A 22047-nucleotide genomic window follows, 5' to 3' on the forward strand; every position below is an offset into this window, starting at 1 on the left:
CCTCCCGATTCACAGAAGCATGATCATGCTCTAGATGGACCAAAAAACGATTCCCACAATCCATCTTGTGCCGGCGCCCGGAGATCGTGCCAGGCTGGGACGCCGGAACCGCCCCTGAACAAGCCGGATCACGGCAGGCTTCTGGGCTCCGAGCAGATGGAGAGGACCTTGCACGGCCCCGGGCCGGCATTGACATAGGCATGTCCCATGTCGCTGTCGAAGAAGATGCTGTCGCCCTGCTCCAGCCGGAGGGGCGCATAGATACTGGAGTGCAGCTCGAGCACGCCTTCCAGCACATAGACGAACTCCTCCCCGGCATGCTGGATCATCGGCCCGAATTCCTCGATCGACCGGGCATTGATGTCGCCGACCATCGGCACGAAGCCCTTGTCGAGCAGATCGGCGGCCAGATGCCTGATGACATAAGTGCCTGAATCGGTCGGCTTGCCTTCCCCCTTGCGTGCGATCGAGCGGCGGGCGTTGAGGCGCACGGGCGGCGCTTCCGCGACATCGGAGCTCAACAGCTGGGCGATGTCGATCTCGAGACCGTGGGCCACTTGCATCATCTTGTCGTACGTGAAGGAAATGCGGCCATTTTCCAGCTTGGACAAGGTCGGCACCGGCAGGCCGGTCAAGCCGCTGACATCGGCCAGGGTCAGCCCCCTGCGGCCGCGAAGCAGCTTCAGCACGGTTCCCGGATTGGTCGGCTCGGCCTCGGCGGAGCGGCCCTGGACGGCGCTCTGATTCATGTCTGTCCTCTGAAAGTCTGGTCCATCGCCTCGATTGCGGGAATAGACGATATAGGGCTGCTTTTGTGGGATTGGCGCGGCCATGTCATCCCTTTCCTTTCCTGCCATATCATCCATAGCCGATCGCAAATATCGATTCAGACAGCACGGCGCTCCCTCGTGCCCTTGCTACCGTCCCTGGATCCGCGGCTTTCCGACTGCCCTTGCCAAAGCAGATGAGGAGGGATCGGCAAAATCGACGATCACCGCCGGCATCGCCTTCTTGCCCGCCTCCCCTCTCACCTTGTCGACGGTCACCGTCACCGGCCTGATATTGCCCTTATTGTCCTCGACGGTCGCGGTCAGGCTGGCCCAATCATCCGCCGTCTGCACCACGCCCAGGCTTCGCGAGATCCAGGTAATGCCGGACCCCATGTCCAGGATCTGGAGATGGCCCTTGGCCGCCCGGTCGGATGCGCCTTGCTCTGCCGCAAGGCTGACCTGCAATCCCGGCGAGGCGGCGAGGACCGAGACGGAGCGGTCGCCGACACTCATCGGGCGGCTCGGCATGTGGAAGCGACGGGCAAGCGTCTCGCCGCCCTTGGCGCCGGTCGCCTTCCCCTCGGCGAGTGCGACCTTGCCGTTGACCAAGACATAGCGGACACCTTCGGAGACCTTGGTCGGCGCCTCATATGTGGCATTGTCCGTCACCGTCGCCGGATCGAAGATGGCGATGTCGGCGGCCATGCCGGGCGCGAGGTAGCCGCGATCGACCGATCCGATGATCGTGGCCGGCAACGCGGTCGACTTGCGCACCGCATCCTCCCAGCTCATGATCTTTTCGTCCCGCACATAATGGCCGAACAGCCGCGGGAAGGAACCCCAGGCGCGCGGGTGGACCTTGTCGCGAAGGGTGGCGCCGCAATCGCAGGCCATCGCGCTGTCGCGATAGGCGAGCAACGCCTTCAGGTCCGCCTCCGAACCGAAGCGGAGTATGGCACCCATTTCCTCGCGTTCCAGCAGGCGGATCACCGCCTCGCCGGCGCCGACGTTCAGGTCGGACATGACCTTGGTCAGTTCCTCGCCTGTATTGATCACATAGACGCCGCTGGGTCCGCCGAAACGCAGCTTCATCGCGCGTTCGGCTTCGGCAATGATCTTGGCTCGGATGGCCGGGTCCTTGAACCGCTGCAGCATCGCCGGCCGGCCGCCATCCACCGCCCAGCCCGGGATGATCAACGACGAAAGGCCGCTCTGCCCGGCAAGATAGGGATAGATGTCGGCCGCGACATAGGTCCCTCGGTCGGTGGCCTTGCGCATCAGATCGATGACGTTCGGCGCATTGCCCTGTTCGGCGCCCTGGCTCTTCATATGGGTGATGACGGGGACGAGGCCGGCCTGCTCGCCGATCGCGATCGTCTCCTGCATCGCCTTGAAGCTGCTATAGCCTTCCTCGGGCCGCAGGCGGTCGTGATTGGGAAAGTTGGTCCGCCAGGGCCGCGCCACCGACACGACTTTCACCACCTCGTCGGCTTCGGCATAATAGCCGGGCTTGTAATCGAGGCCAGCCGAAACGCCCCAGGCGCCCCGCTCCAAATTTGTCTCGATCAGGGATCGCATCCTGCCGATCTCGCCCGCCGTCGCGCGCCGATCGTCCCTGCCTACGATTTCGGTCCAGACATAGTTGAAACCGATATAGGCACCGATATTCTCGGCAAGGCCGTTCGCGGCGAATTGGGCAAGCTGGGCGCCGATGTCGGCCGCACCGCTGCCGTCCGAATTGATCATCTCGGTGGTGATGCCCTGGGTCAGCGTGTTGACCGCCGTCCCGACGGCATCGGCCTCCGAATGGCTGTGGATGTTGATGAAGCCAGGCGCCACCATCAGGCCGCTGGCGTCGATCACCTGGGCCGCTTCCGCGCCAGCCAGATCGCCGACCGCCACGATATGGCCGCCCTTGACGGCGACATCGCCCTCGAAACCCAGGAGCCCGCTGCCGTCGAGGATGGTGCCGGACCGGATGATCAGGTCATATGCCGGTGCAGCACCGGCGGCCGTCCCCGCCATGAGCGCCAGGACCGCAGCCGAGATGCCGGTGAGTCGTTTCTTCATCATATCTTTCATCCTGAATGTCTGACCTGGTTCTCTAGTTTCTGCCGGCATCGAAGAGCGCCTCGATGAGCTTTGGCCCGTTCGAAAGGGCGGCGCCGCCGCTGCCATTGGCGAGGACGGCGATGGCGACATTCTCCTCGGGAAGGGTCCTGATATAGGCATTGAACCCCTGGATCGCCCCGCCATGGCCGATCATCCGGCGGCCGGCCGCGTCCTGATCGGTGAGAATGCCGAAACCATATTCGAACGGCGCCCGTCCGTCGCTGCTTTTCATCGCGGTACTGGACGATTGACCGTTGCTGAGCTTGCCGGGCGCCAGCATCATCGCGAGGCTCGCCGGCTTCAGCACCTTGCCGCCAAGCAGGGCCTTTTCCCATGCGAGCAGGTCGTGCGCTGTAGATCGCATCGCGCCGGCCGCGCCGGCCGCGCTCATCGCGATATAAGTGGCATTGGTGAACTTGCCCGGCGCGCCCGCTACCGCACTATAGCCATTGGCACGGTTCGGCACGATTTCCGAAGTGTCGTCGACTGCGGTGTCGTGGAGCCCGAGGGGAACGAGCAAGCGGGCCTTGAGGAAGGCGGCAAAGGGTTGGCCGGAGACCTTCTCGATGATCGCACCGAGCAGGTAATAGCCCGAATTGCTGTAATTGTAGCCCGTGCCCGGATCGAAATCATAGAGCGTGTCGAGTTTGGTGATATAATCGACCATCTCTTCAGTGGTGAGATCCTGCCGGCCGAGCGTCGGGAAATATTCCTTCACTGCGGTATAATTGTGGATTCCGCTCGTGTGGGTGAGCAATTGCCGCAAAGTTACCTCGTCGCCCCGCGGAAAATCCGGAAAATATCTGGCCAAGGGATCGTCGACCGAAACCTTGCCGTCCTCGACAAGGAGGAGCAGAGCCGCCGCCGTGAACTGCTTTGTAAGCGATCCGATCCGGAACACTGTGCGGTCGGTTACGGGGATATTGTCCTCCAGATCGGCGGAGCCGTAGCCCCGGACGAAAGCGGGCGCGCCGTTCACCGAAATACCCACGACCATTCCCGGCGTTGCGCCGCCCTCGATCAGCTGGTCGACGATACGGTCGATCGCGGCGATGGCGGCAGGAGAAAGTGGCCCGGCATGAGCGGACACCTTTGCCGGGCGGGCCTGCGCGGCAGCAGCCGATTGAGGGGCGGCGGCAATCGGGACCGCAACGGCCGATAACGCGGCTGCGAGGGCAAGCGCGGAAATGAAGGCGCCGGAACGCCTCCCTTCCCTTCCGTTGCGATTCCGCCCGATCCGGCCCTGCTTCACTTGCCCTTCGTTCCGAAAATAGCCTCGGCGATCTTGGTCCCGGCCTCACCGGCGGGCCGGCCGCCAGTATTGGCGAGCACCGCAATCGACACTTTCTGATCCGGAAAGTTCTGGGTGTAGCTGTTGAAGCCGTTGATATTGCCGCCATGGCCGATGACGCGGCGGCCATCCTCCGTGCGCATCGACAGGCCGAAGCCATATTCCGAGGGCGGCCGGCCGGCCGGGTCAGGCTTGCGCGCGGTACCGGACAATGATCCGTTCTTGAGCTTCACCGGCTCGATCATCATCGCCAGGCTTCCGGGTTTCAGCAGCTTGCCGCCGAGCAGGGCATTCTGCCATTTCAGCAAGTCCCCGACCGTGGACCGTATCGCTCCCGCGGCGGCGGCGGCACCCATCGCGATATAGGTCGTGTTCGTATATTTGCCCGGCGCGTCCTTGACGACTTCATAGCCATCGGCGCGGTGCGGGACGAGCTCGGTCGTATCGTCGACGGCGGTGTCGCTGAGGCCCAGCGGATCGAATATGCGAGCCTTCATGAAGGCCGCATAGGATTGGCCCGAAAGTTTCTCGATGATCGCGCCCAGCAGGAAGTAGCCCGAATTGCTGTAGCTCCAGCTCGTTCCCGGATCGAAATCATAGGGTTTTTCGAGCTTGGCGATGTAATCGACCATTTGTTCGGTGGTCAGATCCTGCCTGCCAAGCGTCGGGAAATAATCCTCGACCGCGGTATAATTGCGGACGCCGCCGGTATGGGTAAGCAGCTCCCTGACCGTGACCTCGCTGGCGCGCGGGAAATCCGGGAAGAATTTCGACAAAGGATCGTCGACGGAAAGCTTGCCGTCTTCGGCGAGGAGCAGGATGGCCGCGGCCGTGAATTGCTTGGTGACCGATCCGGTCCGAAAAACCGTCCGTTGCGTCACCGGGACACCATGCTCGAGATCGGCCGCGCCGTAGCCGCGGACCAGGACCGGCGATCCGTTGACAGAAACGCCGACTGCCAGGCCGGCCGTCTGCCCGGATCTGACCGCCTCCTTGGCAATGCTGTCGATGGCGGCGATCGTGGCGGGGGTGAGGGTTTGCGACCCGGAAGCGGCCTGGGCGGCGGCGGGAGCGGCCGAATTGATGGCGAGGGGGGCGGCAAGCGCCGTGCCCAACAGCAACGCGAAACTCAGCAATCCACTCTTCATTCTTCTTATCCTCCACGTGCCTTGAAAATCCGGCCTTGCGAATCCGGAAGCCTGACAATGTTGCATGGAATTTTCACATAGGGAAAGTCTTTTGACAAGACTCGACGGACCCCGCCTGCGAAAGGCGCGAGTCAACGTCCGGGGCCTCCCGGCCGAGATGGCGAAGGACGGCTTTGCCGCCGTAGGCTCAGCGGATTGTGGGCGTCCGGACCGGGACGGCGCTCTTGGATCCCGCGCCAGCGGAATCGACGATCACCGCGGGCTTGGCATCGCCGGCGCCGGCATGGTCCACCGTCACGGTGACGGGGCGACTATTCCCTTTTCCATCCTCCACCATCGCCGTCAGGCTGGCCCAGCCGGGTGCGGTCTGCAGGACGCCCAGCTCCCGGGACGTCCACACCGTGCCCGACGCCTTCTCGACGATACGGATCTGCCCGCCCGACACGCGCTGGCCGCCCGCCTGGCGCGCCTCCAGCTTCACCTGGAGATCGGCCGACGAAGCCTCGGCCGACACCGCCCTTTCCTTTGAGGCCGGCGTCATCTTGCGGCTTGGCATATGCGCGCTGCGCAGGATCGGAGCACCGCCCTTGGCGCCGGTCGCCTTGCCCTCGGCGACGGCGAGCCTGCCGTTGACGAACACGTAGCGGACGCCCTCCGCATAAAGGATCGGATCTTCATAGGTCGCCTTGTCGGTGATCGTCTTCGGATCGAAGACGGCGATGTCTGCCGTCATGCCCGGCGCCAGATAGCCGCGGTCGGTCATCCCGATGATCGTCGCCGGAAGCGCGGTCATCTTCCGGATCGCTTCCTCCCACCCCATCAGTTTGCCGTCGCGGACATAGTGACCGAGCACGCGCGGGAAGGAACCGTAATTGCGGGGATGGGCCTTCTCCCCTTCCGGCCGCGCCCCGCAATCGCAGGCCATGGCTGTGTCGGGATAGGTGAGGAACGCCTTCAGATCCTCTTCCGAACCGAATGTGGCGATCATCTGATATTCGTCTTGCTCCAGGAGACGGATCACCGCCTCGCCCGCACCGACGCCTTCCTCCGCCATCACATCATCGAGCTGGCGGCGGATCGGCAGGACGAAGACGGCCTTGCCGTCAACGTTGCCGAGCCGTTGCTGCATCGCCCGTTCGATCTCGGTGACGATCTTCGCCCGCAGCGCCGGATCCTTGAACCGTTCCAGCATCGCCGGTCGTCCGCCATCCTGCGCCCAACCGGGAACGAGCAGCGAATGGAGACCCGTATGCCCGGCAAGATAGGGATAGACGTCCGCCGCGACATAGGTACCGCGGGCGGTCGCGTCTCGCATCATCTTGATGACAGCGGGCGCATTGCCCTGCTCGTGGCCCTGGCTCTTCATATGGGTGATGACCGGAACAAGGCCGGCGCGCTCGCCGATCACGATGGTCTCCTCCATCGCCTTGTAGGAGCTGTAATTCTGCTCCTCGCGCAGCCGGTCATGATTGGGGAAATTGGTGCGCCAGGGCCTGGCCACCGACACCACTTTCACCACTTCGTCGGTCGTCGCGTAGAAGCCGGGTTTGTAATCGAGCCCGGCTGCGACCCCCCAGGCGCCCCTGGCAAGATTGGAATCGATGATGGTCTGCATCCGCCCGATCTCGTCCGCTGTCGCGCGGCGATCGTCCATCCCGACCACTTCGATCCATGCGGCGTTGAAGCCGATATAGAGACCGATATTCTCCGCCATGCCGTTGGCGCTGAATGTCTGGAGCTGCCGGGTGATGTCGGTCGAACCGTGGCCGTCGGCATTGGTGATCTCGGTTGTCACGCCTTGCAGCAGAGTGTTGACCGCGGACGGGACGGCTTCCGGTGCGGAATGGCTGTGGATGTTGATGAAGCCCGGCGCCACGACAAGGCCGGTGGCGTCGATCACCCGCTCCGCTTCGGCATTGCCGAGGTTGCCGACAGCGACGACATGGCCATCGTCCAGGGCGACGTCGCCTTTGAAACCGGGAAGGCCGCTCCCGTCCATGATCGTTCCGCCGCGGATGATCGCGTCATAGGCAGGCGCCGCGAACGCGGATCCCGAGACGAGGCTCGAAGCCATGAGGAACATGCCGATACGCTGGATCTTAGTCATCATGGTCTCACCTGACAGAAGCTGTTCAAGCTAAGCTTAGATTGGCTTTCAACATAAGCAATCTTTTTCAGGAAGTGGGAATTCGCCTCTTGGACGGCCTCATAGTTTACACCCAGGTCCACTTTGCTTTGAAGACATCGGCAACCGTGAAACCTGAAAAGGGGAGTAATGCTGGCGACGCCGGGCCCTCCCCTCTATCAAGGCCTCGATGCCCATGTTGCGAGGAAATTTTCGACCGGGATGGCTGCGGGGGGAGGCGGTCAGTATCGTGGCTCTGGCTGCGATTCCGCTGATACTGCTGCTGCTCGGCTACCTGCTGTCCGTGGAATTCGAACATAGCCAACGGCTGCGCGGCGAGGTCGACAAATCCTATCAGGCGCGGCTTGGAATCAATCAGGTCCTGATGCTTCATCAGGACATTGAGACGGGGCAGCGCGGCTATGTCATGACCGGCGATCCCAGCTTCCTGGAACCGTTCGAGGCCGCGCGCACCAGCATCGGCGAATCCCTGTCCCGATTGAGGCGGAATCATCAAGGAGAGGAAATCGCGCGCGAAGTGGATCGGTTGCGGACCTTGTCGACTGCAAAGCTGCGATTCTCCGAGGAAACGGTCCGGACTCGTCAGGCAGGAGACAGCGAGCAGGCGCTCGCGATGATCAAGAGTGGACGCGGCAAGACGATCATGGACGCGATCCGTCACCGGATCGCCCGTATCGACGCAGCCGAGCAGGCGCGTCTGCAGGCCAGCACGGACAGGGCCGAAGCGTCGCGCATCTGGTCCCAAAGGCTGACCTTCGGGTTGCTTACTGCTCTCGCGATCCTGCTCTTCGCGGCCGCCTGGGCCAACAACCGAAGCATGCGGGCCAAGCAGGTTGCCCTCCGCCGCCTCCAGGACCTCAGCATCCGTCAGGAAGCGATTTTCGACAGTGCCAAGGACGGGATGATCACCTTGAATGCGAGCGGCAGCATCGAAAGCCTCAACCCGGCTGCCGCCCGCATGTACGGATATGAAACTCAGGATTTGGTGCGACGCGATGTCGGCCTGCTGTTTGAAATTGCGCCGGATCAGGGCCAGATCGAAACCTTCCTGAAACGCCTTCAGAATCGCCGTCTGGACGATCTTGGCCGGGTCCAGGAATTCTGGGCAAAACGGCGGGACGGCACCACCTTCCCGACCGAAGTCGCGATCAGCCCGGTGCCGCTCGCCAATGGCACCCGCTATCTCGCCGTCATCCGCGATCTGACCGATCGCAAACAGATCGAGCAGATGAAGAGCGAGTTCGTCTCCACTGTCAGCCATGAGCTGCGAACACCGCTCACCTCGATCATGGGTTCGCTCGGCATGCTGGCGGGCGGCGCCGCCGGCACGTTGCCGGACAAGGCGGCGCGGTTGATCGACATCGCTTTTTCCAACAGCGAAAGACTGGTCCGGCTGATCAACGACATTCTCGACATCGAAAAGATCGAGGCGGGCCGAATGAATTTCAGCGTGCACGCGGTTCCGCTGCCCTCCCTTCTCGACCAGGCGATCCAGGCCAATCGCGCTTATGCGGAGGGTCTTGGCGTGGAGCTGATTCTGGACCCGCTGCCCGAAGACGCTTCGGTCCTGGCCGATTACGACCGGATGATGCAGGTGATAACCAACCTCATCTCCAATGCCGCGAAATATTCTCCGCGCGACGGAGAGGTCAGGATCACGGTCCAGCCCCTCGACCGGCGCTTTCGGATCACCGTCGCCGACCAGGGCCCCGGTATTCCGGAAGACTTTCGGCCTCGCATCTTCAGCAAATTCGCCCAGGCCGATGCCACCGACACTCGCCAGAAGGGAGGCACCGGTCTCGGCCTCAGCATCGTCAAGGAAATCGTGACGCGGCTCGGCGGCGAAGTGAGCTTTGACAGCATCGAGGGCAAGGGTACCTGTTTCCACGTCGACCTTCCCGCCGTCGAACAGGGGCCGGCAATAAAGGCGACCGACGCGGATCTCCAACCGCTCGATTCACCGGGCGGCGCGCGGATCCTCCATGTTGATGACGATCCCGACATGTTGAGACTGGTCGCAAGCGCCTTCGAAGGCAAAGCCGAGATCCTTTCCACGCCCAGCGTCCACGAGGCAAAGGCCGCGATCCTTCGCTTTCACTTCGACGCCGTGATCCTGGACATCGCCCTGCCGGACGGGAATGGGCTCGATCTCATCCCGCTGCTGCGTTCCGGCCAGAGTCCCACTCCGATCGTCATTTTCACGGCACAGGACGCCGATCCCACCCTTGCCGCGTCGGTGGATGCGGTGCTCACAAAGTCGCGCGCCAGCCTGCAACTGCTGGTCGAGACGGTGGATCTGTGCCTGCCAGCCTTGGGCATGCGGCGAAGAAAGGGGGAAAGCTGATGCCGATCCGCATCCTCTATGTGGATGATGAAGCGGACATACGGGAAGTTGCGGCGATGGCGCTGGAACTGGACCGGGATTTCGAGGTTCGAACTTGCCAGTCCGGTTTCGAAGGGTTGGGTGTCGCGTTGTCATGGAAGCCCGATCTAATCCTCCTCGACGTGATGATGCCGGAGATGGACGGGCCCACGACGTTCGCGAAGCTGCAGGAGCAAGCCGACCAGACGCCACCCGTTATATTCATCACGGCGCGTACCCAGGCGCATGAGGTCGAACGGTTCAAGGCGCTCGGCGCGCGCGGTGTGATCGCCAAACCCTTCGACCCGATGACGCTGGCCCAGACGGTTCGACACCATCTGAACGGATGAACACGTTCGACGAACGAATGGAGCAGCTGCAGACCCGCTTCCGCCTGCGTGCCGTGGCGGATCGCGAGCGCCTGCTTGCGGCGCTCGCTGCTTCGGACTTGGATGAAATCCGGTGCATTGCCCATGGCCTTTCCGGAAGTGGCGGCGTGTTCGGCTTCACCGAGATCAGCAAGGCTGCCGAGCGGGTCGAACTGGCGGTGGACGAAGGCGGCATGCAGGTGGTCAGGGACGAGGCTGCGACCCTTCTCGGCGCGCTTGCCGCCCTTGCTCAGCCGCTCTGAAAGCCCTTCCGCGTCATCTGACCCCAGCCTTGCTGCTTGCGCAGGAACTGCCAATAACCATGCAGGCGCCAGACATTGCTGAGCTGGCGGTACCCGAAATTCTCGGCCACGGCGATCAGGGTCAGGATGGCCAGGTCGCGCGCTCTGGGAAAGCGCCGAAGCTCGATCTCCTCCAGGATCAGGGTCGCAACGCTGACGAAGATGCCGAATGTGAAGGTGATTGCGAGGAAGGCCAGGAGATATTCGAAGGCGAGGAGGCCAAAAGCCCATAATAAGGGAATGAGCACATAGCCGAACACTTCGATCACGGGCCCGAGGACATCGACCACCAGGACCTGCCCGAAGCCGATGAAGCCAATCCGGCCATAGCGGGGATTGAAAAGCATGGACTTGTGCTTGACGAAAGTTTCGAGCGTTCCGCGCTGCCACCGCGCCCGCTGCCGGCCAAGTACGGCCAGGTTGTCCGGGGCTTCGGTCCAGCAGACCGGCTCCGGAATGAACTCGATGCGATAGAGCTTCTTCTGTTCTCGCATGTGGCGATGCAGCTTCACCACCAGCTCCATATCCTCACCCACCGTGCCATGACTGTAGCCGCCCACCTCCAGCGCGATGCGACGCCGGAACAATCCGAAGGCGCCCGAAATCACCGTGAGCACTTGCATCCGGCTGAGCGCCAGCCTGGCCATTAGGAAGGCGCGCAGATACTCCACGATCTGGACGAGGGCGAGGAAGTTGCGTGGCAGCCTCACCTCCACCACCCGTCCAGCCTCGATCCGGCTGCCATTGGCTATGCGGATCGTGCCGCCCACGGCGATCGTCTCCACCGGCTCCTCTATGAACGGCCGGACGGCCCGCAGCAGCGCGTCGGGCTCGAGGAGCGAATCCGCGTCGATCGAGCAGAAGAGCGGCGCGCGCGCGACATTGATCCCCGCGTTGAGCGCATCCGACTTGCCGCCATTCTCCTTGTCGACCACCAGCAGGCGAGGGATACGCGCGCTGGCGTAGAGGCCGCGGATCGGATTGTGGGCAACGGTGATGTCGTGAAATCGATCAACTGGCGCCACTCCGAAATGATCGATCATCCGCTGCAGCGTATTGTCCTTCGACCCGTCATTGATGACGATCACTTCGAAATCCGGATATTGAAGTGCGAGCAGGGAGTTGACGCTTTCAACGATCGTCACTTCCTCATTAAAAGCAGGCGCCAGCACTGCGATAGCGGGAGCCTGATCTGCATAGCGCCGCCATAGCAGGGACGCCCGTGCGATCGGAGGCCTCGCCGCCAGGGAAATCCCGGCATAGACGAGCTGCACGATATAGAATCCGGTCTGCAGAAGCCCTGTCGTAATGACGATCCATGCGATGAGCGTCGCCACCTGGATCGCCCAGGGCTGCCAATTGCTCATATTGATATTCCTCGCTCGGCGAGGGTCAGCTTTGCGGCCCTCCGGGCCAGTGGCCCGCCCGTGCGACAAACCTCGCCGAGCATCTCCTTGCCAGGGGTGCCGAGCCGCACCAAAGCCTCGCCCGCGCGAAATCGGACCCACCAATCGGGATCCTCCAGCAAGGTGGAGAGGGTGTGCGCGGTATCGCCAAGGCCGATCCGCCCGGCCGCTTCGGCAGCGGCAGCGCGCACCCACCAGGATGGACTTTGCAGCGATCGGCGGACCGCCTCTCCACCTGCCGGGTGACCGAACACGCCGAGCACCCGGAGATAACGCGGCAATTCCTCGGCCTCCGGGTCGGTCTCCAGAGTCAGGTCGGCGATCAGCGGAACCAGGCTATAATCGCCAGAGGCGGACAAGGCTTCGATCGCGGCCGCCTTCACCGCCGTCGGGCTCTCCGGAGCCGCGATCAGCGCCTTGATCTCGTCCGGCCTGGTGCGCGCGATTTCCTCGAACAGATCGAGCATCAGCAAGGAGCTTTCAGACGTCCCCAGGCCCAGTTTCTCGACCAGGAAGCCCACCGCCGGCGCCCTGTCCATGGCCGCGAGCGACAAGGCGGCGGATAGTCGGACATCCGGATTGCGATCGTCCAGCGTTCCGAACAGGGCGGCGACACTTTCCTCATCGGGAAATTCGGCAAGCGCCTCCGCGCTCGTCATCCGCACGCGAGGCGAGCCTGAAAAAAGCCGGCGGCGCAGCCGTTGGGGGACACCAAGACGCGTGGCGCTGGCGACGAACGCCTCCTTGTCGCCTCCTCGCACCAGCTGGATCAGCTCCAGGAACAGATCGGTGAGAAGGTCGCCGGCCGGCTCTGGATCGTCGATCCACAAATCGCTCGCTTCGGAACCGAGCAGTAACGGCAGCAGACGCTTGCGCTCCGCCTCGCGGGTCGTTGAGCGGCTGCGCGCAATCAGGCGGCCGATGATCAGTCCTGTCATGATCGCGAGGGCTATGGCCGAGAGAAAGAGCGAAACCCGCCATATCTCCACGAGCCCCATCAGAAGCGAGTGCCTATCCCAAGTCCGACCTGCAAACGGTCGGACCCCGTATCGCGATCTTCGTGGGCGAGCGAGAGTCGCAACGAGCGGCCCTTGCCCAGATCGAAGGCAAGACCGCCGAACAGGCTGAACGTCTCCACCACCACGCCTTCAGACGTGTCGGGCGCATCGGACGCGCCGGCGAAGAGACGAACGATGGGACTCGCCTGAACGTCGCCGCGGACGAACCAGCCGCTTTCATGTGTTCCGTTCTCGTCGAAAATGTTGATCCAGCGGGTAGTCAGCCAGACCCGCCCATTCGCCAGATATTGCTCGACGCCAGGATTTATCGTCTGGATGTTGCCCGCTTGATAGCGCGCCTGCCTTCCGTCCATCGTGAGCTGAGTAGGGTTGGTTCCGCCGCGGATCCGCAAGGACGCTCCTGCCCCGATTTGCCACTCCGGCCGGAAATCCGCATCGGGAGTGCCGCCGAAGCTCAGGTAAAAACTGTGCCCCTGCCCGAGCCGGTGGTCGATCCGCGCTTCGCCGTAGAAATCGGTGCGGCCGAAGCGACGGGACAGCTCCGCGACGCCGCCTAATGCCGTGCGCGGACTGGCCTGATAGCGAATCTGGAACGCCCCTTCCTTCCAGTCCGGCTGGCTGCCTTCGAGCGCGCTGTAGCTGAGATCGAGATCGAGCCGGAGCCTCCCCTCCCCGGTATCTCCACCGCGCAATTGGCTGCGGAGGATGCGCGCCTCGGGATTGGCAGGATCGATTGGCTCCAGCGTCGCCAACGCTCCGCTTCTGTCGCCCTGGCGCAACTTCACACGGGCCAGGGCGATACGGGCGTCGACATAATCAGGCGCAATGGCGAGCGTTCGTTGCAACGCGGCCTCGGCTTCGTCGAGCTTCTCCATAGCCAGCAAGGCGAGGCCAAGCTGTAGCTGGGCATCCGCATTACCGGGCTCCCGTTCGACCACCTCGCCGAGCAGCAAGGCCGCTTTTTCGCTCTCGCCGGCATAACGCGCAGCGACCCCCTCCCGATAAAGGTCGGCCGGATCCTGAGCCCAAGCTGGTGAACCGAGCAAAGCGGCGGCAGCAATAGCGGCCCAAGACGTCACTTGCTCTCCGCTAGCAACCGGGCGAGCCGGGCAACCAACTCCTCTGGCATGAAAGGCTTCACCATGAAATCGGATGCGCCAAGTTCCAAGGCGCCGACAATGTCCCTTTCCTGCTTACGGGCAGTCAGCATTATGACGGGAATCTCCGCCAGCGCATCCTGTTCCCTCATCCGGCGAAGCACCTCATAGCCGTCCATGATCGGCATCATCGCATCCAGCACGACCGCGTCAGGCCTCGATTCCGACAGCCGTGCCAGCGTCTCGGCACCGTCGCGAGCGACATCCACGGCATAGCCTTTGCTCGAAAGCCGGAACTCCACCAACTCGACGAGAAGCGGATCGTCGTCGCAGACGAGAATGCGCTGGGGACCGGTCATGATGCGCTTTTACTCAAAACCACGCCGGATTATCGTTCCCGACGCGGAACATCAATCAAGGCGCGGCGTGCCGCTCCACACAAGAGACCGGTCGAACGGGCCCAACCGCTAGCCGATGATTCGCGCGCCGACCGGCTCGATGGCAGAGATCCAGGAATCCGAGTCCAACCCCTCCGCCGCGAAGCAGGCGATCATGTCGCGCTTCGCCTGTTCGGCCTGCGCTTCCTCGCACCAGGCGAAGACGGTCGGACCAGCCCCGGAGATCGAACAGCCGAGGGCGCCTGCAGCCATGGCAGCTTCCCGAACCTTGGCGAACCCCGGGATAAGCGACGCACGTTGGGGCTCGACCACCACGTCCTGGAACGCCTCGCGTATGACGTCGAGATCGTTCGAATAGCAGCCGGCCAGGAAGCCGGCGAGATTCGCCATCTGCCAAACGAACTCGCTCATCGGCACCGCGGCCTGAAGGAGGCCCCGCGCTTCCTTGGTGGCAAGGTGCATGTGCGGATGGATGAGAACGCAGTGAACACCCGGCGGCACCGGGATCTGCTTGATCCGCGGATCGTCGATGCCGACGGTGAGCACGAGGCCGCCGAACAGGCAGGGTGAAATATTGTCGACATGCACGGAACCGCTCGCCACCTCTTCCCCCGTCATAGCGCAGCGAAGCAGGTCGAGCTTGTCGAGCGGGCTCGGCAGCAATGCGTTGGCGGCAACGACGCCGCCGACAGCCGATGCCGCCGATCCTCCCAGGCCGGATTTAAGCGGGATGCCCTTCACGATCTCCAGCTCGACGCCACCATCCATTCCAGCTTTTTCCCAGAGCGTCATCACTGCCCGGCCCGCCGTGTTGCGCGCGGCTTCGAGCGGAAGATCCTCCGCCGTCCCGGTAATCGATCGGATGCGGACACCAGGCTCGGCCGAGCGAGTCGCCGTCACAGTGTCGCCGATCGCTTGGACGGCATGACCTAATATGTCGAACCCGACGGCGACATTGGCCACGGTCGCGGGCGCGAATGCGGTTGCTTTGTCTATCATTTGCTCGGCCCCCTCGATCTGGTCGGCGGGATATCCCCCGGCCGCGGTCTCGATAGGTGAGGCGAAGGCTTCTGAGAAGTGGCAGTTGCGGCAGGGCGCCCCGAACCTTCATGCGCGAGCTATATTTTCGGCTACGTTCCCGGGTCGCCATTTTCATCGAGCGCCACTCTATGCGAGAGCGGCGTTCGGCTGCTATCAGCATGGCCATTCCGGGAGATTTCCATGCGCCCTTATCTTTTGCCTCTCGCCTGTCTTGTCCTCGCGGCGCCCCTGGTCGCCCAGAATGCACCGGGCGGACCGCCTGGCACGGCCGATCCGGCCCGCGTCGCGGCCGGACGCTACACGGTCGATACCGGCCATACCCAGATATTGTGGCAGGTCGATCATCTGGGCTTCAGCAAATATGACGGCCAGTTCGGCGGGGTGACCGGCACGCTCGATCTCGATCCGGCCAATCTTTCCGGGGCGCGCGTCGCGGTCACGATTCCCGCCAGCGGCCTGGTGACCACGGTCGACGGGCTGACCAAGCATATGCTGACGCCGGATTTCCTCGATCCCGCCAAATATCCGACCGCCAGTTTCACATCGACCAAAGTCGAGAAGACAGGCGCCGCCACCGCCCGCATCACCGGCGACCTCACCTTGCTCGGCGTCACCCGGCCGGTGACGCTGGACACGCGCTTCGTCGGCGCGGGGCCTGGCATGGACAAGGCCAAGACGCTGAACATCGGCTTCCAGGCCACCGGCACGCTCAAGAGGAGCGAGTTCGGCATGGAATTCGGCGTGCCGATGGTCAGCGACGAAGTGGATATTCGCATCAACGCCGCGTTCGTGAGAGTCGGCTGATCTGCCAGGGGGGCCGAACGATGAAGCAGATTTACCGGATACCGCTCCTCACCTTGGCGATCGCGCTCGTCGCGCCCTCCCCGGGTCCGGCAGCCGCGCAACCGGCGCAAGCGGCCCAGCCTTCAGGACTCAGCCGCCTGCTCGAGGCGCAGCTTTCCCGTTTCCCGTCCAAATCCGGTTTCTACGTCAAGCATCTCGCCACCGGCGAGGAGGCCTTCGTCAATCCCGACATGCATTTCGAAAGCGCGAGCACGATCAAGGTCGCCATCATGGTCCTCGCCTATCGCCTGTCCGAGCAGGGCAAGCTGAACCTGGACGAACGGCATGAGATCAAGGCCGCCGATTATCGCGGCGGATCCGGCATCTTCCAGCTCAAGGATGTCGGCCTTCGACCCACCTGGCGCGACATCATCACCCAGATGATCGTCACCAGCGACAATACGGCCACCGATCTCATGGTAGCGCGCGTCGGCGGCGTCGCGGCGGTGAACGATTATCTGCGCGGCGCCGGCTACTCGGTATTGAAGCTCAACGGCACCACGCTCGATTATTTCCGTTCGATCTATGCGCTCGTCGATCCGAAATACGGTTCCGCGCCCGCCGAGGACATCTTCGCCTTGGGCAGCGAAATGCCGGCCTTCACCAAGCCTCGTCAGGATCTGATCGCGGCATTCGGCCGCAACCCCAATGCCGCCAATGTGCAGAAGCTCCTTCGCCAGCGCTCCGGCGATGAAAGGAACTGGTTCGGGATCATGAGCCCGCGCGAAGGCGGGCGGCTGATGGAAGCGATCGAGCAAGGCACCGCCGCGTCCAAGGCGTCATGCGAGGAAATGAAGCGGATCCTTCGCGCCCAGCAGGCCGGCACCCGCAAGATCCCGCATTTCCTGTCGGTTCCCGTCGGTCACAAGACGGGTGAAACCTATGGCGTAACCAACGATATCGGCATCGTCTATGCCCGGTCCGGACCGATCGTGATCACGTCGTTCAACATGGACATGGAGGGATTGGACGCCGATGGCGACGACCGGATCGGCGCGGTCACCCGCCTCGTCGTGGACTATTTCGACGGAGCACGCTGAATCAACCAAGTCGATTGGATCGAACCATGACCTTCCGCTGCGGACTCCTGCTATTCCCGGAACTGACCCAGCTCGACCTGACCGGGCCCTATGAAGTCTTGCCGCGTGCGCCCGGCGTCGAGGTCCTTCTCGTGGCCAGGACGATGGAACCGGTCACGGCCCAATGGGGAATGCGGATTCTCCCGGACACGGATTTCGCAAACTGTCCGCCGCTCGACTTGCTGCTGGTGCCGGGCGGCTTCGGCGTCGACGAGGCCATGCTGGATCAAGAGACGATCGCTTTCGTCCGCCGCACCGCGACCGAAGCACGCTACATCGTCTCGGTCTGTACCGGCGCCCTGATTCTCGGCGCGGCCGGCCTTCTTCGGGGGCGGCGCGCCGCGACCCATTGGGCCTTTCGGGATTTGCTGAAGGAGTTCGGGGCGACGCCGTCCCGCGAACGTGTCGTGCGGGATGGCAATCTCTTCACCGGCGGGGGCGTGACGGCGGGGATCGATGTCGCCCTCACGATCCTGGCCGAGGTCTTCGACGCCAACGTCGCCCAAAGTGCGCAGCTTTCCGTCGAATATGCGCCTTGTCCACCCTTCGGCGCGGGCACGCCTGAAACGGCACCCGGGCCGGTCGCGGAAGCGGTCGCGGCGCGCTACGCCACCGGAGTGGCGCGAACGGCCGAGCGGGTCAGAGCGGCGGCGCAGCGGCTGGCGAACTGAGTTCGACGAGCCACCGGCCAACCCGGATTCCTTGCGCGATTGGGCCGCCAGCGCCCGACGGCCTGGCGGCTGACCGTTTGCGGTGGAAGCGCCTCGCGCTTCCACCGATGACGTGGATCAGATCCCATTCAAATGTTGAGACCGATCTTCAATCCTCGCTATCGTCCTTGGTTTCGGCCGGCGGCGCGTTCGGGTCCATGCGGAAGAGCATCATCGGCAACGAGGCGAAAGACATCTTCATGTCGTTCCCATCGCCGTAGAAGATGATCTTGTCATAGGGACCGCCGGCGCGGGTGCCCGTAACCTTCTCATAGGCCTTCGGGCCGATCTGCTCCCAATAGGTCCTGTCGCCGCCCTGATCGAGCACCACGCCGCGATCGCCCTCGGCGATGACGCGCAGATACATGCGGGGCGAGATCGGTCGGCTATAATCGCGCCTGTTGGGAGCATAAGCGCCGACCGGCGGGGGCGTCACGGGTCCAGTATAGCGCGGCGACGGCGCGACCGGGAAAAGCCGTCCGATCACCGCGTTGATCAATTCGGTGCGGCCACCATAGCTGCCCTGCCCGCCGGTCTCGGACACGAAGATTCCGAAATCGGCTTCGGGCGCCAGCAGCAGCATCGAATGGAAGTCACGGGTATTGCCGCCATGGCCGATCAGGCGCGGCCCCTCCGAGCGGACGACATAGAAGCCATGGGCATATCCGGGAAAGCCCTGGACGTTGGTGAACAGGTTGGAATGCATGAGCCGTGCGGTCTCCGGCTTCAGGATCTGCGCGCTGCCGAGCCGGCCCTCATTGAGATGCGCGAGCATGAAATTGGCCATGTCGGTCGCCGTCGAGGATCCCGAACCCGCCGGAGCGATATTGTGATAGAGTTCGAAAGGCTGCGCCTCGAACCGCCCGTCCTCCATTGTGTATCCGACGGCCATGTTGGGGGCGAGATTGGCCGGAAGCGGCTCCCGGAAGGTCGTGGAGTTCATGCCGAGCGGCTTGAAGATGTGATTCTCCACATAATCGTAGAAATCCTCCCCGGAAACGCGCTCTACGATATAACCGGCCAGCGCGGTCGCATGGTTGGAATAGGAAATCTCGACGCCGGGCTCGCGTACCCGATCGGGCATGTTATTGGCCAGGAACGGCCCCAAATCCTCGAACCCCGACGGATCCTCGACGGTCAGGCCGCCTTTGTCCGAAAGTCCGGGATTGTGGGCAAGGAGATGCCGGATCAGGATCGGCTTGGATTTGGTCGCGGGAATCTTGAAGTCGATATATTTGTTCACGTCGTCGTCGAGCTTGACCTTGCCCTGCTCGACGAGTTGCATCAGCGCCGTCCAGGTGAACAGCTTCGACGTCGAACCCGGGCGGAACAGGGTGCGGGCCGGATCGACCGGAATCTTCTTGTCGACATCCTGATAGCCATAGCCGCGCGCAAACAGCAATTTGCCCTGATGGACCACCGCCACCGTCGCCCCCGCCACTTCGCGATTGTCGAGCTGCTGCGCCATCACCCCGTCGATAAAATGTTCGAGCCCGGCCAGTTTGGCGGGATCGATCCGGTAGGAGGGTGCGGCCTGCGCCGCGGCGGGTTGCGCCACGATGCCGGTCGACACCGTCATCGACATCGCCGCCAGCGCCAGTCCGGACGCGCGCAACAGACCCGATTTCCTCACTCTCACCGGTTTCATATATTCTCCTTTGGCAGCCGATCTGCACTTTCCGTATTATTATGGCGATACAGACCCGCAGGCGCTTGTCCACCCGATTCGGCCGCTTTGGTCCCGTACAGGCTCGATATTGTTTCGGGCGTTTAGGGCGCAACGTTAGACGCGACGCAACTCGCGCGCTCCAATCCTGTATTATCGCATCGTGAAAAGCTGAAAACCGGTACCCACTTATCAGCACGATTCTTTAGAAACTGATCATTCGAGGTGGAAGCGCTTCGCGCTTCCCCCGATGACGTGAGTCCAGGCTCCGCCTCAGGCNATCAGCACGATTCTTTAGAAACTGATCATTCGAGGTGGAAGCGCTTCGCGCTTCCCCCGATGACGTGAGTCCAGGCTCCGCCTCAGGCGGTGCGCGCCTTCACCCAATCGTCAATCACCTGGTCGAGGACAGTCAAGGGGACGGCGCCGGCAGCCAGCGCGGTGTCGTGAAAGCCCTTGATGTCGAACCGGTCGCCAAGCCGGGAACGGGCCTGCTCGCGAAGGGCGCTCCACTGCGTCTGGCCGACCTTGTAGCTGGTGGCCTGACCTGGCCATACGCAATAACGCTCCACCTCCGTGGCGATCGTGGTTTCGGCGTCGCCCATGGTTTCGGCCATATATCTGATGCCCTGTTCGCGGCTCCATCTCTTGTGATGGAGACCGGTATCGACGACCAGGCGCGCGGCGCGGAACATGAAGGATTGCAGATAACCGATCTTGCCGAACGGATCCTGCTCATAGACGCCCATCTCATCCGCCAGTTGCTCGGCATAGAGGCCCCACCCCTCGGTATAGACGGAATAGCTGGAAAGTCGGCGCAACGGGTGGATGCCGGCCGATTCCTGGCTCAATGCGATCTGCAGATGATGGCCGGGCAGGGATTCGTGATAGGTCAGTGTCGGCAGCGACCATTTCGGAAGCTCGGCGGTGTCGCGCAGGTTGATGTAGTAAGCGCCGGGTCGCGAACCGTCGAGTGCGGGCGACTGGTAATAGCCGCCGGGCGCGCCGGCCTCGGTCTCGGGCGGAATCCTCTTTATCTCGACGCCTGCGCGCGGCAGCCGGCCGAACCAGTCGGGAAGCCTTTGCTGCATGGCGGCCAGCTGCCTGTTCAGATCGGCCAGCAAGATCTCCCGTCCGGCATCGCTGTCGGGGTAGAGGAAGCGGGGATCGGTGCCCAGGGCACGGATGCGTTGCGCGACCGTGCCGCGCGTCAGGCCTTCCGCCTTCAGCACCGCATCGGCGCGTGCGCTCAGATCCGCCATCTGGTCGAGCCCCAACCTGTGAATCTCCTCCGCGCCCATCCCGGTCGTGGTCGCGTAGCGAAGGGCATAAGCATAATAAGCCTCGCCTTCGGGCAGCCGCCACACGCCGGCATCATGGGGCGCACGAGCCTGGATGGAGCGGAAGAGATCGGCCTGTCGCGCGAGCGCCGGGTAGACCTGCTTGTCGAGGATCGTCGCCGCTCGGGCAGCCCAGTCTCCGGGGATGCCCTTGGCCTTGGCCCGCATCGCCAGCGACGTCACCATGCCCGACTGCGCCGCCGGTACCGCCGTCAGATTGCCGATCAGCGCGATCGTGCGGGCGACGACGAAATCGGGCGGTATGACGCCCATCGCATATTCCCCGCGCAGCCGCGCATTTTCATTGTCCGCCTGCACGGCGAAGTCGGCGAGGCGGGCGAGATACGCGTCCGCATCCTCGCGGGTCTCGATCCTGTGCTGGCTGGCGAGGAAGTCGGGAATGGCGTTATAGGTGCCGCCGAGCTGGCTGACACTATAGGGTTCCGGCCAGCTGAAGGTACCGTAATCGAATTGGTCATAGCCGCTGGTCACGGTGCCGTAGAGCTGGGCGACCGTGTCATAATCGATCCTTTCGGGGCCGGCGAGCGCGTCCCGATCGATCGCCTGCAGCCTTGCATAAGCGGCGCGGACCTTCGCCCGGTCCCGCGCCAGAGCCTGGGCGGACCGGTCCTGGAGCTTCGACTTGGCCCAGGCGCCTTCACCTGTGTCGAGGCCGAGCGAGGTCCGCAATTCGGGATCGGCGAGCACGATATCATGATAGATATGGTCCATCAGCGCGCGAAGGTCGGCGCCGGCGGCCGTCGTCGACTGCATTCCGGCGGCCACGGCCGGGACCCGCGCGAAACTGAGCAAGGCAGCCGCGCCGGCCGATCCCAAGAAGATACGACGATCGATCATCTCATTGTCCTCATTACCTTTTCCGCGCCTCTCTGCACCCTGGCGAATGGCAAGGGCAAGTCCCCAATCGACCGGCAGATGGGATCTTGAT

General features: G+C 63.3%; 18 protein-coding genes. 6 read left to right on the forward strand and 12 right to left on the reverse strand.

The genetic code is table 11. The features are described 5' to 3' along the window. Positions 1 to 128 precede the first annotated feature (128 nt). The 5 genes from RQX22_RS17025 to RQX22_RS17045 form a co-directional block, all read right to left on the reverse strand. Complete coding sequence (locus tag RQX22_RS17025) at positions 129 to 749, reverse strand: helix-turn-helix domain-containing protein (protein WP_315728054.1); 621 nt, start codon at positions 747 to 749, stop codon at positions 129 to 131. Positions 750 to 917: 168 nt separating this feature from the next. Next, a complete protein-coding gene (locus tag RQX22_RS17030; protein ID WP_315728056.1) occupies positions 918 to 2843 on the reverse strand; it encodes an N-acyl-D-amino-acid deacylase family protein in 1926 nt (641 codons plus the stop codon). Between the two features lie 31 nt (positions 2844 to 2874). Then, complete coding sequence (locus tag RQX22_RS17035) at positions 2875 to 3972, reverse strand: serine hydrolase domain-containing protein (protein ID WP_315728058.1); 1098 nt, start codon at positions 3970 to 3972, stop codon at positions 2875 to 2877. A 158-nt stretch (positions 3973 to 4130) separates the two neighbouring features. Continuing rightward, a complete protein-coding gene (locus RQX22_RS17040; RefSeq protein WP_315728060.1) occupies positions 4131 to 5321 on the reverse strand; it encodes a serine hydrolase domain-containing protein in 1191 nt (396 codons plus the stop codon). A 187-nt stretch (positions 5322 to 5508) separates the two neighbouring features. Further along, positions 5509 to 7431 carry an N-acyl-D-amino-acid deacylase family protein gene (locus RQX22_RS17045; protein WP_315728061.1) on the reverse strand — a complete coding sequence of 641 codons (1923 nt, stop codon included), beginning with the start codon at positions 7429 to 7431 and terminating at the stop codon, positions 5509 to 5511. Positions 7432 to 7696: 265 nt separating this feature from the next. On the opposite strand from RQX22_RS17045, the gene RQX22_RS17050 reads away from it, so the two are divergent. Genes RQX22_RS17050 through RQX22_RS17060 form a run of 3 tightly spaced genes read left to right on the forward strand, consistent with a single transcriptional unit; the run spans position 7697 to position 10460 of the window. Next, positions 7697 to 9811, forward strand: coding sequence for an ATP-binding protein (locus RQX22_RS17050; RefSeq protein WP_315728063.1), 2115 nt, complete (start codon positions 7697 to 7699; stop codon positions 9809 to 9811). Then, positions 9811 to 10179, forward strand: a complete 369-nt coding sequence (locus RQX22_RS17055; RefSeq protein WP_315728065.1) for a response regulator — start codon at positions 9811 to 9813, stop codon at positions 10177 to 10179. The genes RQX22_RS17050 and RQX22_RS17055 overlap by 1 nt, the downstream gene beginning before the upstream one ends. Further along, entirely contained in the window at positions 10176 to 10460 is a 285-nt protein-coding gene (locus RQX22_RS17060; protein WP_315728067.1) for an Hpt domain-containing protein, read from the forward strand. Before RQX22_RS17055 ends, RQX22_RS17060 begins: the two co-directional genes overlap by 4 nt. On the opposite strand, the gene RQX22_RS17065 is transcribed toward RQX22_RS17060, so the two are convergent. The 5 genes from RQX22_RS17065 to RQX22_RS17085 form a co-directional block, all read right to left on the reverse strand. Further along, the gene (locus RQX22_RS17065) at positions 10448 to 11866 is read right to left on the reverse strand and encodes a glycosyltransferase family 2 protein (RefSeq protein ID WP_315728069.1); all 1419 of its coding nucleotides are present in this window, start codon (positions 11864 to 11866) and stop codon (positions 10448 to 10450) included. The genes RQX22_RS17060 and RQX22_RS17065 overlap by 13 nt on opposite strands. Next, complete coding sequence (locus RQX22_RS17070) at positions 11863 to 12843, reverse strand: HEAT repeat domain-containing protein (RefSeq protein ID WP_315728071.1); 981 nt, start codon at positions 12841 to 12843, stop codon at positions 11863 to 11865. The genes RQX22_RS17065 and RQX22_RS17070 overlap by 4 nt, the downstream gene beginning before the upstream one ends. 59 nt (positions 12844 to 12902) lie before the next feature. Further along, the gene (locus tag RQX22_RS17075; protein ID WP_315728072.1) at positions 12903 to 14003 is read right to left on the reverse strand and encodes a YaiO family outer membrane beta-barrel protein; all 1101 of its coding nucleotides are present in this window, start codon (positions 14001 to 14003) and stop codon (positions 12903 to 12905) included. After that, on the reverse strand, positions 14000 to 14380 hold the full coding sequence (locus RQX22_RS17080) for a response regulator transcription factor (protein WP_315728074.1): 381 nt from the start codon (positions 14378 to 14380) through the stop codon (positions 14000 to 14002). Before RQX22_RS17080 ends, RQX22_RS17075 begins: the two co-directional genes overlap by 4 nt. A 108-nt stretch (positions 14381 to 14488) precedes the next feature. After that, the gene (locus tag RQX22_RS17085) at positions 14489 to 15418 is read right to left on the reverse strand and encodes a homoserine kinase (protein ID WP_315728076.1); all 930 of its coding nucleotides are present in this window, start codon (positions 15416 to 15418) and stop codon (positions 14489 to 14491) included. A 222-nt stretch (positions 15419 to 15640) separates the two neighbouring features. On the opposite strand from RQX22_RS17085, the gene RQX22_RS17090 reads away from it, so the two are divergent. The 3 genes from RQX22_RS17090 to RQX22_RS17100 are packed head-to-tail and all read left to right on the forward strand — an operon-like array spanning position 15641 to position 18053. Continuing rightward, on the forward strand, positions 15641 to 16264 hold the full coding sequence (locus RQX22_RS17090) for a YceI family protein (RefSeq protein WP_315728078.1): 624 nt from the start codon (positions 15641 to 15643) through the stop codon (positions 16262 to 16264). A 20-nt stretch (positions 16265 to 16284) separates the two neighbouring features. Beyond that, positions 16285 to 17343: a serine hydrolase gene (locus RQX22_RS17095; protein ID WP_315728080.1), complete on the forward strand. Its 1059-nt coding sequence runs from the start codon at positions 16285 to 16287 to the stop codon at positions 17341 to 17343. A 26-nt stretch (positions 17344 to 17369) separates the two neighbouring features. After that, positions 17370 to 18053, forward strand: coding sequence for a DJ-1/PfpI family protein (locus RQX22_RS17100; RefSeq protein ID WP_315728082.1), 684 nt, complete (start codon positions 17370 to 17372; stop codon positions 18051 to 18053). Between the two features lie 148 nt (positions 18054 to 18201). Here the strand turns inward: RQX22_RS17100 and RQX22_RS17105 are convergent, their stop codons facing one another. After that, on the reverse strand, positions 18202 to 19740 hold the full coding sequence (locus tag RQX22_RS17105) for a serine hydrolase domain-containing protein (protein ID WP_315728083.1): 1539 nt from the start codon (positions 19738 to 19740) through the stop codon (positions 18202 to 18204). 380 nt (positions 19741 to 20120) lie between these two features. Beyond that, positions 20121 to 21956, reverse strand: coding sequence for a DUF885 domain-containing protein (locus tag RQX22_RS17110; protein ID WP_315728085.1), 1836 nt, complete (start codon positions 21954 to 21956; stop codon positions 20121 to 20123). Positions 21957 to 22047: the final 91 nt, after the last annotated feature.

Source organism: Sphingosinicella rhizophila (assembly GCF_032378825.1).
GTDB classification, from domain to species: domain Bacteria; phylum Pseudomonadota; class Alphaproteobacteria; order Sphingomonadales; family Sphingomonadaceae; genus Allosphingosinicella; species Allosphingosinicella rhizophila.